This is a genomic window from Kitasatospora sp. NPDC058478, from assembly GCF_042720345.1.
GTDB lineage: Bacteria > Actinomycetota > Actinomycetes > Streptomycetales > Streptomycetaceae > Kitasatospora.
Genome location: NZ_JBHXML010000015.1, coordinates 76,549 through 92,345 on the forward strand (window position 1 = coordinate 76,549; position 15,797 = coordinate 92,345).

6 protein-coding genes are annotated in these 15,797 nt (G+C 77.0%); 3 read left to right on the forward strand and 3 right to left on the reverse strand.

What is annotated here, in order from left to right:
• Positions 1–4 precede the first annotated feature (4 nt).
• The 3 genes from ACFWPT_RS11080 (at position 5) to ddaH (ending at position 12,376) form a co-directional block, all read left to right on the forward strand.
• Positions 5–11,062 (forward strand): amino acid adenylation domain-containing protein, encoded by an 11,058-nt coding sequence (locus tag ACFWPT_RS11080; protein WP_380481192.1) that lies wholly within the window; start codon positions 5–7, stop codon positions 11,060–11,062.
• Positions 11,059–11,283 (forward strand): MbtH family protein, encoded by a 225-nt coding sequence (locus tag ACFWPT_RS11085; RefSeq protein ID WP_063349723.1) that lies wholly within the window; start codon positions 11,059–11,061, stop codon positions 11,281–11,283. The genes ACFWPT_RS11080 and ACFWPT_RS11085 overlap by 4 nt, the downstream gene beginning before the upstream one ends.
• Before the next feature lie 253 nt (positions 11,284–11,536).
• Entirely contained in the window at positions 11,537–12,376 is an 840-nt protein-coding gene (gene ddaH, locus ACFWPT_RS11090) for a dimethylargininase (RefSeq protein ID WP_380481195.1), read from the forward strand.
• Positions 12,377–12,593: 217 nt separating this feature from the next.
• On the opposite strand, the gene trpD is transcribed toward ddaH, so the two are convergent.
• The 3 genes from trpD to ACFWPT_RS11105 are packed head-to-tail and all read right to left on the reverse strand — an operon-like array spanning position 12,594 to position 15,767.
• Positions 12,594–13,655 (reverse strand): anthranilate phosphoribosyltransferase, encoded by a 1,062-nt coding sequence (trpD, locus tag ACFWPT_RS11095; protein WP_380377931.1) that lies wholly within the window; start codon positions 13,653–13,655, stop codon positions 12,594–12,596.
• A 40-nt stretch (positions 13,656–13,695) separates the two neighbouring features.
• Positions 13,696–14,271, reverse strand: a complete 576-nt coding sequence (locus ACFWPT_RS11100; protein WP_063349726.1) for an aminodeoxychorismate/anthranilate synthase component II — start codon at positions 14,269–14,271, stop codon at positions 13,696–13,698.
• Positions 14,268–15,767 (reverse strand): anthranilate synthase component I family protein, encoded by a 1,500-nt coding sequence (locus ACFWPT_RS11105; RefSeq protein ID WP_380345904.1) that lies wholly within the window; start codon positions 15,765–15,767, stop codon positions 14,268–14,270. Before ACFWPT_RS11105 ends, ACFWPT_RS11100 begins: the two co-directional genes overlap by 4 nt.
• Positions 15,768–15,797: the final 30 nt, after the last annotated feature.

A 15,797-nucleotide genomic window follows, 5' to 3' on the forward strand; every position in this document is an offset into this window, starting at 1 on the left:
CCGGATGTCCGCCACGCCCGCCTCTCCCGCCTCTCCCGCCCGACGACGGCCGCTCACGGCCCCGCAGTCGGGAATCTGGTTCGGCCACGAGGCCGACCCCACCCGGCGGCGGTTCACCGCCGGCCAGTACGTCCAGTTCCACGGCGCGATCGACGAGGAGCTGTTCGAACGCGCGCTGCGGGGCGTGGTGGCCGGCAGCGAGAGCCTGCGGGTGCGCTTCGAGCCGACCGCCGACGGCGCCGTCCAGATCATCGAGGACGCCGCCGACTGGCCGCTGCACCGGCAGGACCTGCGCCACCACGAGGACCCGGCCGCCGCCGCCCGCGCGTTCCTCGCCGCCGAACTCGCCCACCCCTACGACCTGACCGCCCGCCCGCCCTTCGACCACTTCCTGCTGCGGACCGGCGAGGCGGAGTACCTCTGGTACCTCCGGATGCACCACATCCTGTGCGACGGGGTGGGCGGGGCCGGGCTGATGCGCCGGGTGGCGGCCGAGTACACGGCGCTGCACGCGGGCGAGCCGCCCTCCACCGGCGTGCACGACCCGCTCCAGGCCCTGCTGGACGACGACGCCGTCTACCGCGCCTCCGCCCGGTTCCGCACCGACGCCGCTTTCTGGGCCGAGGAGTTGGCCGGCCTCGGCGACCCGCCCCGCCTCGCGGGCGGGCGCGGCGCCCCGACCGGCTCGGGCCCGCGCCCGCCGGTCGCCGTCCGGACGGAGCTGTCCGCCGAACGCTGGGCCGCTGTCCGCGAGCGCGTCGGCGCGGGCTGGACGGCGCTGTTCCCGGCCGCGCTCGCCGTCGCGCTGCACGCCGACACCGGCGAGGGCACGGCGGTGATCGGCCTCGGCGTCCGCGGACGGGACGCCGCGCTGGCCCGGCGGGCCCTCGGCATGACGGCGAACGTCGTGCCGCTGCGGCTCGCCGTCGACCCGGCCGCCACCGTCGGCGGCCTGGTGACGGCCACGGCGGACCGGGTCCGGGCCGCGCTGCGCCGCCAGCGGTACCGCTTCGAGGACCTGCTCCGCGACACCGCCGCCGCCCGGGGCGACCGGCCGCTGATCGGCCCCACCCTGAACCTGCTGCCGCTCGACCCGGGCCTGCGGTTCGGCGGGATCCCGGCCACCGTGCACGAGGTCTCGCCGGGCCTGCCCGAGGACTTCGCGCTCGGCGTCTACGACAACGGCCGCGCCACCCTGCCGGTGTTCGCCGACGCGGTCGGCGACTACCCCGAGGACACCGTCCGGGCCCACCTGGACCGGGTGCTCGACCTCGTGACGGCGCTGGCCGAGGCGCCCGAGGGGCTCCCGGTCGGCCGGCTGCGCACCGGCGGCGGAGCCGTCGCCCTGCCCGCGCCCGCGCCCGGGTCGGCGCGGACCGAGCCGGACGGCGACACCCTGGTCTCGCTGTTCGAACGGCAGGCCGCCGCCCGCCCGCAGGCACCCGCCGTGGTGCTGGGGGAGACCGTCCTCACCTACCGCGAACTCGACCTGCGCGCCGACCGGTTGGCCCGCCGGCTCGCCGCCCGGGGCGTGCGCCGCGGCGACCTGGTGGGCGTCGCCCTGCCCCGCTCGCCGGACCTGGTGGTCGCGCTGCTCGGCGTCCAGAAGGCCGGCGCCGGCTACCTGCCGCTGGATCCGGACTACCCGGTCGAGCGGCTGCGCGCGACCATCGAGGACGCCGCGCCCCGGCTCGTGGTGACGGACGACTCCGCCCGGGCGGCGCTGCCCGACGGCGTCGAGACCCTGTCCGTCGACGGCGCGGACGAGCCCGCCGACCGGACGCAGCCGCAGCGCCCCGGCCCGGACGGCGTCGCCTACGTCATCCACACCTCCGGCTCCACCGGCCGCCCCAAGGGCGTCCTGGTCACCCACCGCAACGTCACCCGGCTGCTCGCCACCACCGCCGACCGGTTCGGCTTCGGACCGGACGACACCTGGACCCTGTTCCACTCCTACGCCTTCGACTTCTCGGTCTGGGAGCTGTGGGGCGCCCTGCTGCACGGCGGCCGCCTGGTCGTCGTCCCCCGGGACACCGCCCGCTCGCCCGAGGAGTTCCTGCGGCTGCTCGCCGACGAGCGCGTCACGGTGCTCAACCAGACCCCCTCGGCGTTCACCCAGCTGGCCGCAGCCGACGCCGCCCACCCGGGCCCGAGCGCCCGGCTCGCCCTGCGCTACGTCATCTTCGGCGGTGAGCAGCTCGAACCCTGGCGGCTCGCGGACTGGTACCTGCGGCACCCGCAGGACGCGCCCCGGCTCGTCAACATGTACGGCATCACCGAGACCACCGTGCACGTCACGGCCGGCGACCTCGACGCCTCGGCCGTGGCCTCGGGCGCCGCCACCATCGGCCGGCCGCTGCCCGACCTGCGGGCGTACCTGCTGGACGCCGCCCTGCGGCCGGTGCCCGACGGCCTGCCCGGCGAGCTGTACGTGGCCGGCCCCGGCCTCGCCCGCGGCTACCTCGGCCGCCCCGCGCTGACGGCCGGCCGCTTCACCGCCGACCCGTACGGTCCGCCCGGCAGCCGGATGTACCGCAGCGGGGACCGCGCCCGCCGCCGCCCCGACGGCGAACTCGAACACCTGGGCCGCACCGACCGGCAGGTGAAGATCCGCGGCTACCGGATCGAACCGGGGGAGATCGAGGCCGCGCTCGCCGCGCGGCCCGGCATCTCCGGCGCCGCCGTCCTCGCCACCGAACGGGAGCCCGGGCGCAAGGCGCTGACCGCCTACCTGCTCGGCACCGAGGAGGCCGTCCGCGCGGCCGCCGACCACGCCCACGCGTCGCTCCCGGACCACCTGGTGCCCGCGGCCTTCGTCGCCGTCGAGGCCTTCCCGCTGACCGCCAACGGCAAGCTCGACGAGCACCGGCTGCGGGCCCGGGAGGCCAGGGCGGCGGACGGCCGGGGCCGGGCGCCCAGCGGCGAGCACGAGACCTGGCTGCACCGGCTGTTCGGCGAACTCCTCGGGGCCGACGGCTTCGGCACGGACGAGAGCTTCTTCGCCCTCGGCGGCGACTCCCTCTCGGCGAACCGGCTGGTGGTCCGCGCCCGGGCCGAGCTGCCCGCCGAGCTGTCGGCCGAACTGACCATCCGGGACGTCTTCGCGGCCCCCACCGTGGCCGGCCTGGCCGCCCGGATCGGTGCCCGTGGCGCCGCCCGCCAGGGTGCGGCAGAGGCCGGTCGGGCGCGCCCGCAGCGCCCGCAGGCCGGCCCCCGGCCGGAGCGCATCCCGCTCTCCTACGCCCAGCGCGGCCTGTGGTTCCTGCACCGGCTCGGCGAGCAGGCGTCGACCTACCACGTCCCGCTCGCCGCCCGGCTGACCGGGCCGCTCGACCTGGCCGCGCTACGGGCCGCCGCGGGCGACGTCCAGCAGCGGCACGAGAGCCTGCGCACCGTGTTCCCGGCCACCGACGGGCAGCCGTACCAGCGGATCCTCGACGACCCGCCCCTCCCGCTGACCGTCCGGCACCCCGACCCCGCCGACCTGGACGCGGCGGTGCACGAGGAGGTCCACCGCCCCTTCGACCTCGAACACGGCCTGCCCTGGCGGCTGGTGGTGTTCACCGCCGGGCCCGGCACCCACCTGCTGCTGATCGTCCTGCACCACATCACCGCCGACGAACAGTCGCTGGGCCCGCTGACCCGCGACCTCGCCGCCGGCTACGCCGCCCGGGCCCGCGGCCGGGCCCCCGAGTGGCCCCGACTGCCGCTCCAGTACGCCGACTTCACGCTCTGGCAGCGCCGGGAGCTCGGCCCGGCCGGCGAGCCCGACAGCCCGCTGGCCACCGAACTGGCGCACTGGCGCGAGACCCTGCACGCCGCGCCGGGGCGCACCGCGCTGCCGGTGGACCACGAGCCACCGCCCGGCACGGCCCTGCGCGGGGCCGCCGCCGAGTTCCGGTGGGACACCGAACTGGTCGCCGCAGCAGCCGAATTGGCGGCCGGCCGGGGAGCCACCCTGTTCATGGTGCTGCACGCGGCCGTCGCCTGCCTGCTCGCCCGCTCCGGAGCGGGCACCGACCTCGTCCTCGGCACGGTCACCGCCGGCCGCGCCGACCCCGCCCTGGACGACCTGGTCGGCTACTTCGCCCAGCCGCTCGCCCTGCGCACCGACCTCTCGGGCCGTCCGGGCTTCGCGGAGCTCGTCGACCGCGTCCGGCACACCGACCTCACCGCCTTCGCCCACGACCAGGCGCCCTTCGACCGGGTCGTGGACGCCCTCGCACCCGACCGGAAACTCGGCCGCCACCCGCTGTTCCAGGTGATGATCACCCTGCACGGCGGGCGCCGGCCCGCGCTCACCCTGCCCGGCCTGTCCGGCGCACCGCACCGATTCGAGCGGGTGATGGCCAAGTTCCCGCTGCTCTTCGAGTTCACCGAACAGCCGGACGGCACGGTGCGCGGCGTCCTGGAGTACAGCACCGGCCACTTCCGCCCCGAGACCGCCGAGCGCCTGGCGCAGGGCCTCGGCCGCCTGCTGGCGGCGGCTCTGGCCGACCCGGCGGCACCCGTCGACACCCTCGACGGCCTCGACGCCCTCGACGTCCTTGACACCCGCGACCTGTCGGACACCCCAGACCCGGCTGCCCGCCCGCAGCCCGTCACCGGACCGGAGGGCGGCTCGCCCGCCGAGGAGCAGCTGCGGACCCTGTTCGGCAGCGTCCTCGGCCGGGCGCGGCCCGGGCCGTCGGAGGGGTTCTTCCGGCTCGGCGGGGACAGCATCCTGGCGATCCAACTGGCCACCCGGGCCCGGTCGGCGGGAGTGCTGATCACGCCGAAGGACGTGTTCACCCACCAGACCCCGCGCGCCCTCGCCGCCGCCGCGGCCGTCGTCCCGGACGCCGGCCGCGCCCCGGCCGCCCGCCCGGCGGCGCCCGCGCCCCCGGGCGGGGTGCTGCCGCCCACCCCGATCGCGGACTGGCTGGCGGCCCGCGGCGGACCGATCCACGGCTACGCCCAGTCCCTGCTGTGCGAGGTGCCGCCCGGCGCCACCGAACACACCCTGCGCACCGCCCTCCAGCAGCTCGTCGACCACCACGACGCGCTGCGGACCCGGCTGACCGGGGCCCCGGGCGAGCCGCTCGCCTTCGAGATCCGTCCCGCCGGGACCGTCCCGGCGGCCCCGCTGCTGCACCGGATCGACCTCGCCCGCGAGGGCCTCGCCACCGCCCCCGGCCGCGACCCGGCGCCCGCCCTGCTGCAACTCGTCGCGGAACAGCGGCACGACGCCCGCCGCCGCCTCGACCCCTACCGGGGCGACCTGCTGCGGGCGGTCTGGTTCGACGGCGACCAGGGCGGCCTGCTGCTGATGGTGATCCACCACCTCGCCGTCGACGGCGTCTCCTGGCGGATCCTGCTCGACGACCTCGCCCGGGCCCACCGGGCCGCCGCCGACGGCCACCCGGCCGACCTCGCCGCCGTCCCCGTCACGGCCGCCGACTGGGCCCGTGCGCTGCGGGCCGCCGAGGCGGACCCGGCGGTCGCCGCCGACCGCGACCACTGGCACGGACTGCTGACGGCCGGCACCGGGACCATCGGCACCCGGCCGCTGGACCGCACCCGGGACACCGTGGCCGGAGCCGCGACCCTGCGCACCACCCTGGGCGGCGGCCCGACCGCCGCCCTGCTGACCGACCTGCCCGACCGACTCGGCGCCGCCGTACCGGAGATCCTCCTCGGCGCCCTCGCCGCCGCCCTGCACGGCTGGCGCGCCCGCAACGCCGACGGCCCGCTCCTGGTGGACGTCGAGGGCCACGGCCGCGACCCGGAACTCGCCGCCCTCGACGGCCTGGACCTCTCCCGGACGCTGGGCTGGTTCACGGTCATCCACCCCGTCCTGCTGGACACCGGCCCGGCCGCGCCCGACACCGGGGGAGCGGCCCACGCCGACGACCTGGCCCGCACTGACGACCTCGCCCCCGCCGACGACCTGGCCCGCGCCGTCGCGGCCGCCCGGCAGCGCCTGCGCGCCACCCCCCACCGGGGCCTGACGTACGGGCTGCTCCAGCGGTCCGGCACGCTGCCCGACCGCCCGGCCCCGATCGCCTTCAACTACCTGGGCCGCTTCGACACCACCCGACGCGGCCCCTGGCAGCCCGTCCCCGGCACCCTGCGCGGCGAGGCCGACCCCACCCTGCCGCTCGCCCACACCCTCTCGGTCGACGCCTTCGTGGAGACCGGCCCGGACGGCCCGCGGCTGCGGGTCGAATGGGCCTGGCCGGCCGGCGTGCTGGCCGCCGACGCGGTGGCCGAACTCGCCGCCCGCTGGGAGCAGGCCCTCACCACCCTGTCGTCCGCCGGCCCGCCCCGGGCCGAGGGGCCCGCAGCCGAGGCCCAGCCCGAGGAGCCCGCCGAAACGTCCGCCGAAGCCTCCGCCGAGGCCGCCGCGCCCGCCGCCGTCCTGCTGCCCGCCACACCGCTCCAGGCCGGCCTGCTGTTCCACTCCCGCTACGCCGCCCACGACGGCCGCCGCGACCCGTACCTCGTGCAGCTCGTCCTCGACCTCACCGGCGCGATCGACCCGGAGCGGCTCCAGGACGCCGCCCAGCGGCTGCTGGCGCGCCATCCGCAGCTCGCCGGGGCCTTCACCAGCGGCGAGTCCGGCCCGCCGCAGCAGGTCGTGCCGGTCGAGGTGACGCTGCCCTGGCGCACCGTGGACCTCACCGGGCGGGCGGAGCGGGAGCAGTCCGCCACCGCCCGGCGGCTCGTGGAGGAGGACCGCAGGCCGTTCGCGGTCGACACGCCGCCGCTGATCCGCTTCACCCTGCTGCGGCTGGCCGCCGACCGGTGGCGGCTCGTCTTCACCCACCACCACCTGCTGCTGGACGGCTGGTCGGTGCCGATCGTGCTGCGCGAGCTGCTCGCGCTGCACCGGGGCGTCGACCTGCCCCCGGCGCCGTCCTACCGCCGCTACCTCGACTGGCTGGCCGGGCGCGACGACGCGGCCGCGCGCGGCGCCTGGCGCACGGCCCTCGCCGGGGCCGAGCCCACCCGGGTCGGCCGGCCCGCGCCGGCCGGCGGCGAGGGCGCCGACGACGGCCCGTCGACGAGCGTCTTCACCCTGCCCGCCGGGCTCACCGCCGGGCTGCGGGCGCGCGCCGCGCAGTGGGAGGTGACCCTCGGCTCCCTGGTGGCGACGGCGTGGGCGCTGGTGCTCTCCCACCTCACCGGCCGCGACGACGTCCTGTTCGGCACCACCGTCGCCCAGCGCCCGGCCGAACTGCCGGAGGCGGACCGGCTCGTGGGCCTGCTGATCAACACCGTCCCGGTCCGGGCCCGGCTGCACCCGGGCGAGCCGCTGCGCGAGCTCGCCGCCCGGCTCCAGCGGGAGCGCACCGCGCTGCTGGACCACGAGCACCTGGGGCTCACCGCGGTGGAGGAGGCCGCCGGCGCCGGGCGGCTCTTCGACAGCTCACTGGTGTTCGAGAACTACCCGCTGGACGAGGCCGGGTTCGTCGAGCCCGCGCCGGGCCTGCGGATCGGCGCCGTCGAACCGTTCGACGGCACCCACTACCCGCTCTCGCTGGTGGTGCTGCCGCGCCAGGGCGGCCTGGACGTGCGGCTCCAGCTGCGCCCCGCCGAACTGGACCGGTACCTCGACGCGGACCGGCTGCGCACCTTGCTGACGGCCGCCTGCGCCGCCCTGGCCGGTCCGGGCGCGGACGCGCTGACCACCGGCCGGGTCGACCTGCTGCCGCCCGTCCAGCGGGCGGGGCTGCGGGCCTGGGGCACCGGCCCGGCGGTCGACGCCGAACCGGTGTCGGTCGGCGCGCGGTTCGAGCGGCTGGCGGCCGACCACCCGGACCGGATCGCCCTGCGACACGTCGACGCCACCACCACGAACGGCACCGGTACCGCCACGGACGCCACCACCACGTACGGCGCGCTGAACGCCGACGCCAACCGGCTGGCCCACCACCTGGCGGCCCTCGGGGTGCGGCCCGGCACCCGGGTCGCCGTGCGGCTGCCGCGCAGCCCGGAGGTGCCGGTGGCGATGCTGGCGCTGGCCAAGCTCGGCGCCGTCTGCGTCCCATTGCACCCGGGGTTCCCGGCCGAGCGGCTGCGCGCGCTCGCCGCCGAGGCGGGCACCGAACTGCTGCTGGACGCCGAGCTGTTGGCGGCGGCCCGGCGGGCGGGCGGGAGTACGGACGACCCCGGCGTGGAGGTGCGGCCCGGGCAGGTCGCCCAGCTGCTGTACACCTCGGGCTCGACCGGCCGCCCCAAGGGCGTGGCGGTCACCCACCGCAACATCCTCGCCCTGGCCGACGACCCGCTGTGGCACGGCCCCGACCACGACCGGGTGCTGTTCCACTCGCCGCACGCCTGGGACGCCATGGTGTACGAGCTGCTGATGCCGCTGCTGACCGGCCGCCAGGTGGTGGTGGCCCCGCCGGGGGAGCTGACCCCGGCGGACTACGCCCGGGCCGTCGAGCGCGGCGGCGCCACCGCGGCCTGGCTGACGGCGGGCCTGTTCGACCTGCTGACCGAGCAGATCCCGGCGGCCCTGGCCCGGTTGCGCCTGATCTGCACCGGCGGCGACGTCGTCCCCCCGGCGGCGCTCGCCCGGGCCCGGCGGGCCGCGCCCGGCCAGCGGCTGCTGGACCTGTACGGGCCGGTGGAGAGCACGACCTTCGCCCTGGGCCACGAAGTCCCGGCGGGCCCGGTCCGCGAGGGCGGGGCCGTCCCGATCGGCCGCCCGCTCGCGGGGACGAGGGTGCTGCTGCTGGACGCCGCGCTGCGCCCGGTGCCGCCGGGCGTCCCCGGCGAGATCCACCTGGGCGGCGAGGGCCTGGCCGCGGGCTACCACGGCGCCCCGGCCCGGACGGCCGAGCGCTTCGTCGCCGACCCGTACGGCCCGCCGGGCGGCCGGCTGTACCGCACCGGGGACCTGGGCCGGTGGGACACCGAGGGCCGGCTGCACTTCCTGGGGCGCGCGGACCGGCAGGTGAAGATCAACGGGTTCCGGATCGAGCCGGGCGAGATCGAGGCCGCGCTGTGCGCCGAGCCAGAGGTCACCGCCGCCCGGGTGGTGCCGCACGGGGCGGGCCCGGCGGGCCGCTCGCTGGTCGGGTACGTGGTCGCCGACCGGCCGGTGGCCGCCGGCGAACTGCGCCGCCGGCTCGCCGGGCGGCTGCCGCGCCACCTGGTGCCCGCCGTGCTCGTCCCGGTCGACGCGCTACCGCTGGACGCCAACGGCAAGGTCGACACGACCGCCCTGGGCCCGCCGCAGCGGTCGGCCCCGGGGCCGACCCGCTCGCCCCGCCGGGAGGTGCTGGCGGCGCTGTTCGCGGAGGTGCTGCGGGTGCCGGCGGTCGCGCCGGAGGACGACTTCTTCGCGCTCGGCGGCAACTCGATCGCCGCGATGCGGCTGGCCGGGCGGATCCGGTCCACCCTGGGGGTCGACGTGCCGCTCGGTGAGCTGTTCGACGCGCCCACGGTGGCCGGGCTGGACCACCGGCTCGACCGCGCCGCCCGTACCGACGGTGCCGACGGCAGCGCCCCGGCGTTCGGCGACCGGACGGCCCGGCCCGACCGGCTGCCGCTCGCCCCCGCCCAACTGCGCCTGTGGACGGCCAACTACCTGGGCGAGCACCGCCCGGACTACCTCACCACCCTGGCCCTCGACCTCACCGGCGGGCTCGACCCCGCCGCGCTGCGGGCCGCCCTCGGCGACCTGGTGGCCCGGCACGAGGCCCTGCGGACCGTCCTGCCGTACGGCCCGGACGGCCCGGAGCAGCGCATCCTCGCGCCCGCCGACGACCCGCCCGCCGACGACCCGCCCGCCGACGCCGACCTCGCCGAGGCCGTCCTCGCCGCCGTCCCGTCCGCCGCGCCCCGCCTCCTCGACGTCCCACCGGAGCGGCTGGACGCCTGGATCGCCGCCGAACTCGACCGCGGCTTCGACCTGTTGACCGAACCGCCGCTGCGCACCGCCCTGCTGCGCAGCGGCCCCGACCGGCACACCCTGCTGCTGGTGCTGCACCACGCGACGGTGGACGGGCACGCGCTCGAACCGCTGCTGGCCGACCTGCGGCTCGCCTACCGGGCCCGGGCGGCCGGCGGGGCGCCGCGCTGGCCGGCGCCCGCCGTCCAGTACGCCGACCACGCCCTGTGGTTGCGGCGGCGGCTCGGCGACGAGGGGCGCCCGGAGAGCCCGGCCGCCCGGCAGGCCGCCTACTGGAAGGGCGCGTTGGCAGCCCTGCCGCCGTGGCGGGGCCTGCCGGACGCCACCGGCGCCCCGGGCGTCGGGCCGGGTGCGGCCGGCACCGTCCGCTTCGCCCTGGACCCGGGGGAGCACCGCCGGCTGGCGGCCGCCGCCCGGGCCTGCTCGGCCGGCACCGGCATGGTGGTGCAGGCGGCGTTCGCCGCCGCGCTGGGCGACCTCGGCGCGGGGCACGACCTGCCGATCGGGGTGCCGCTGGCCGGCCGGGACGACGAGGTGCTGGACGGCGTGGTCGGCTGCCTGGTCAACACCGTGGTGCTGCGGGTCGACACCTCCGGCGCCCCGACGGCCCGCACCCTGGTCGGGCGGGTCCGGGAGCGGCTGCTGGCCGCCCACGCCCATCAGGACCTGCCGTTCGACCGGGTGGTGGAACTGGTCAACCCGGTCCGGCAGGCGGGCCGCCAGCCGCTGTTCGGGGTGGCGGTCTCCCATCTGGTGCGGGCCGAGCCGGCCGACGGCGGGCGGTGGGCCGACGCCGTGGCGGTCGCCGAGCGGCCCGTCCCGGTGGCCCGCACCGCCGTGGACCTGCTGCTCCAACTGGTGGAGCGGCGGACGGCGGACGGCGCACCCGGCGGGCTGGAGTGCGCCCTGGTACACGCGCTGGACGGCTGCGACGAGCCGACCGCCCGGCGGGTGGTGGCCGCCTTCCGACGACGGGTCACCGAGTTCTGTGACGAGCTGAACAACGAGCTGAACGGCGAGTTGAACAACGAGCTGAACGGCGAGTTGAACAACGAGCTGAACGACGAGCTCGACGGCGGGCTCGACGACGAGCCGGCCGACGAGTTGAACGACCTTGCCCAAGTGCACGACCACAACCACGAAGTGAGGGTCCGATGAGCAGCACCAACCCCTTCGACGACGAGCAGGGCGCGTTCCTGGTCCTGGCGAACGAGGAGAACCAGCACGCGCTCTGGCCCGCCTTCGTCGACGTGCCCGCCGGTTGGCGCAGCGTGTTCGGCGAGGAATCCCGGCAGGCCTGCCTGGACTACGTCGAGAAGAACTGGACCGACCTGCGTCCGCGCAGCCTGGCCGAGGCGATGGACGCCCGCGTCGACTGAGCGCGATCGGCCGGTCCATCAGGGCTGTTCCACCCTGGCTTAAGGATCTTCCGCCCCCCGCAAGCGAACTGACAGCATGTCAGAGGCGGGTGCGGGGCCGGCCCGCAGGAACGAGTGCGGCGCGCCTGGGTTTCCCCCACGCCCGGCCGCGCCGCCGGCGAGCCGGCCCCGGAGCCCCGCAGGCACCCGATTGCCGCCCGTCCGGACCGCAGCGCCACCGCCCGTTGTCCGAAGCCCTCACGAGGAGTCACCGATGAACGCTGTCCCCCCGCGCCCCGCCGAGCGTACGGCCCGGCCCCGGCACTACCTGATGTGCCGCCCCAGCCACTTCGAGGTCACCTACGCGATCAACCCGTGGATGGACCCGGCGAAGCCGGTCGACACCGGGCTCGCCGTGGCGCAGTGGGAGCGGTTGTACGCGCTCTACCAGGAGCTCGGTCACCGGGTCGACCTGATCGACCCGATCCCGGGCCTGCCCGACATGGTCTACGCCGCCAACGGCGCCACCGTGGTGGACGGCAAGGTGCTCGGCGCCCGCTTCCGCAACGCCGAACGCGCCGCCGAGGGCCCCGCCTACCTGGAGTGGTTCCGCGCCAACGGCTACCCCGAGCTGCACGACCCGGAGCACGTCAACGAGGGCGAGGGCGACTTCCTGGTCACCGCCGAGTACGTGCTCGCCGGGCGGGGCTTCCGCAGCACGCCGGCCGGCCACGCCGAGGCCCAGGAGTTCTTCGGGCGCCCGGTGATCGGCCTGGAGCTGATCGACCCGCGCTACTACCACCTGGACACCGCGCTGGCCGTGCTGGACGGCGACGAGATCATGTACAACCCGGAGGCCTTCTCCGCGGGCAGCCGCGAGGTGCTGGGCCGGCTGTTCCCGGACGCGGTGCTGGCCGACGCCGGCGACGCCGCCGTGTTCGGCCTCAACGCGGTCAGCGACGGCCGGCACGTGTTCCTGCCGGAGGCGGCCACCGGCCTCGCCGACAAGCTGCGGGAGCGCGGCTTCGAGCCGATCGGCGTCGACCTGTCCGAGCTGCTCAAGGGCGGCGGCAGCGTCAAGTGCTGCACGCTGGAGCTGCGCCACCGGGCCTGACCGCCGCCCGTCCGCCTGTCCGCGGTCGGCCCCTTCGCCCGCCCCCGTGACGCCGGGGGCGGACGAACGGGGGCGGACGAGCGGGGCAGACTCGGGCCGTAGGACCCACCCCGCACCAACGCGACGGGCCGCGCGGGCCTCCCCCCGAGGAGGTCCGCGCGGCCCGTCGGCGTCGCGCCCCGGTGCCGCCGCCCGACGACGGCGGCCCGGTGGCGGCTCAGTCCGGCCGCCCCGCGCGCGGCGGCCCGCTCTCGGCCCAGCGCTTCAGCAGGGCGGCCGCCGCGCCCGAGTCGACCGCCTCGGCGGCCCGGGGCAGCGCGGCCGCCAGCCGCTCGACGACCGGCTGTTCGGAGGGCGTCAGCGCCGCCAGGCCGGCTGCCGCGGACAGCAGGACGGCGTCGCGGACGGGGCCCTGCTCGCCGTCCAGGACGGCGTGGACCACGCCCGCGTTGTGGGCGGCGTCGCCGCCGCGCAGCGCGTCCGGGGCCGCCGTGGCGATCCCGAGCTCGCGCGGGTCGAGCCGCTCCTGCACGAACCGGCCGGTGGTCGCCGTCCAGACCGTCGAGGTGGTGGAGACGGACAGTTCGTCGAGGCCGTCGTCGCCCCGGAAGACCAGCGCGTCCACGCCCTGGCGGGCGAACACGGCGGCGATCAGCGGGCCCAGCCGGGGATCGGCGACGCCGACCGCCATGGCCGTGGGCGAGGCCGGGTTGGTCAGCGGGCCCAGCGCGTTGAACGCCGTCGGCACGCCCAACTCCTTGCGGGCGACGGCCGCGTGGCGGAACGCCGGGTGGAAGGCGGGGGCGAAGCAGAAGCCGATCCCGACCTCGCGCACCGAGCGGGCCACCTCCTCGGCCGAGAGCTCCAGCGCGATGCCGAGCCGCTCCAGCACGTCCGCCGAGCCGGAGGCGGAGGAGGCCGAGCGGTTGCCGTGCTTGACCACCCGGGCCCCGGCGGCGGCCGCCACGATCGCGGCCATGGTGGACACGTTCACGGTCTTCGCGCCGTCCCCGCCGGTGCCGACGATGTCCAGCGTCGGCCCCGGCACGTCGACCCGCACCGTGTGCTCGCGCGCGGCCCGGACCAGCCCGTCGACCTCCTCGGCGGTCTCGCCCTTGGCCCGCAGCGCCACCAGGAACCCGGCCAGCTGCGCCGGCGCCGCCTCGCCGCGCATCACCCGGTCCATCGCCCAGGCGGTGTCGGCGGCGCTCAGGTCCGTCCCGCCGATCAGCGCCGCGAGCAGCTGCGGCCAGCTGCGCGATTCACCATTCCCTGTCACTGGTCACCCATTCCGCTCGTCGATTCCGATGTGCGTGCGGTCAGCGCCCGGCGCCGACCGCGAGGAAGTTCTCCAGCAGCTGCATGCCGCCGGTGGTGGTGATGCTCTCGGGGTGGAACTGCACCGACTCGATGGGCAGGCTGCGGTGCCGCATGCCCATGACGTAGCCGTCGTCGTCGGCGGTCGCGGTGAGTTCCAGGTCCTCGGGCAGCGGCTGGGTGACGATCAGGGAGTGGTACCTGGTCGCGGTGAGGCTGTTGCCGAGGCCGGCGAACAGGCCGCGCCCGTCGTGCGTCACGGTGCTGGTGCGTCCGTGCATCAGCCGGTCGGCGACCTGGACCCGCCCGCCGAACGCCAGGCCGATCGCCTGGTGGCCCAGGCACACGCCGAGCAGCGGGACCTTCCCGGCGAAGTGGTGGACGAGCTCGACGTGGCCGGAGGCCGCCGGGTGCCCGGGGCCGGGGCCGAGCACGACCGCGTCGGGCGCGGTCGCGGCCAGCTGCTCGGGGGTGCGGGTGTGCGAGCGGACCACCTCGGTGTCCGCGCCGAGCGCCCGCAGGTACTGGTCGATGATGTGGACGAAGCTGTCCCGCGCGTCCACCAGAAGAACCTTCACGCCGTCAACTCCTCACCCGTCAGGGCCCAGTAGGCGGCGCCCAGCTTCGCCAACGTCTCGTTCCACTCGCCCTCGGGGGTCGAGTCGGCGACGATCCCCGCGGAACTCTGCACGGAGTACACCGCGCCGTCGTGCGCGATCGTGCGGATGCACAGCGCCAGTTCGCTCCAGCCGCCGACGTCGATCAGGCCGACGGCGCCGGCGTAGGCCCCGCGCGGCTCCCGCTCGATCTCGTGGATGATCTCCATGGCGCGCAGCTTGGGCGCGCCGGTCATGGTGCCGGCCGGGAAGGTCGCGCACAGCGACCGCCACACGTCGGCGTCCTCCTCCAGTTCGGCGCTGACCGTGGACACCAGGTGGAAGACGTGCGAGAAGGTCTCCACCACCATCAGGTCGTCGGCCGTCAGGGTGTGCGGCTTGCAGACCCGGCTGATGTCGTTGCGGGAGAGGTCGACGAGCATGACGTGCTCGGCCTGCTCCTTGGTGCTCGCCAGCAGGGCCTTGATCCGCCGCTCGTTCTCCTCCTCGTCCTGGTCGCGACGGGTGGTGCCGGCGATCGGGCGCATCACGATCCGGCCGTCCTCGATCCGGAACAGCAGCTCGGGGCTGGCGCCGATCAGCGTGCCCTCGCCGTTCGGGAGCAGGTACATGTGCGGGGAGGGGTTGCGCGAGCGCAGCCGCCGGTAGACCTCGACCGGCGTCAGCGCGGTGCGGACGTCGATCCGGTGGCCGACCTGGATCTGGTAGATGTCGCCGACCCCGATGTGCTCCAGGCAGCGCCGGACCCAGCCGTGGAAGGTGTCGCGGTCCACGCTGTCGTGCACGGACTGCGGGCGGGCGGCCGGCGGGCACGCGGCCTGCGGCTCCTGCCCGGCCGCCTCCCGGGCCGCGCCCGCGAGGTCGTGCCGGCCGTGCTCGCCGAAGGCCGGGCTGTCGGCCGTCCGCAGGACCGGCGCGCCGTCGGTGCCGTAGTGCACGCTGTCGCGGAACAGCGTCAGCACGGCGTCCGGGCGGGCCGGCGGCAGCGCCCGGGCCGGCAGGTCCTCCATGTGCCAGGCCGCGTCGTAGCCGAACCGGGCCAGGAAGCCGAAGTGGAAGCGGTCGCCGGGCAGGCCCGGCTCCAGGCCGAACAGGCCCTGTGCGCGCCGCAGGAACTCCCAGACGCGGGCCGGGTCGGGGGCCTCCAGCCGCCCGGGGGCGTCGGCGGCGGGGGTGAGGCCCGCCGCCTCGGCGGTCGCCCGCAGCACCGGGGCGAGCTCCGCGATCCCGTCGATCTCCAGGTACGAGCCGTACAGCCGGATCTCGGCGAGCGGGCCGCAGCCGAGTACCGCGGGCCCGCCCTGCCGGCCGGACTCGGTCAGGCTCTCCAGCAGGTACACCTGCTCCGCGCCGAGCCGGTCGCCCAGCCGCGTGTACAGCTCCAGCGGGTCGTGCGGCGGCAGCGGCGCGGTGCCGAGCCGGACGGCGAACGGAGGGTGCGATGGCGCGTCTGGCATCGGAATCCTCATCGTGAATGGCCGGCTGGG

Bases quoted from the DNA above. Each gene is read 5' to 3' on its own strand.
- ACFWPT_RS11080 (WP_380481192.1), top strand. From the start codon at position 5: ATGTCCGCCACGCCCGCCTCTCCCGCCTCTCCCGCCCGACGACGGCCG.
- ACFWPT_RS11085 (WP_063349723.1), top strand. From the start codon at position 11,059: ATGAGCAGCACCAACCCCTTCGACGACGAGCAGGGCGCGTTCCTGGTC.
- ddaH (WP_380481195.1), top strand. From the start codon at position 11,537: ATGAACGCTGTCCCCCCGCGCCCCGCCGAGCGTACGGCCCGGCCCCGG.
- ACFWPT_RS11105 (WP_380345904.1), bottom strand. From the start codon at position 15,767: ATGCCAGACGCGCCATCGCACCCTCCGTTCGCCGTCCGGCTCGGCACC.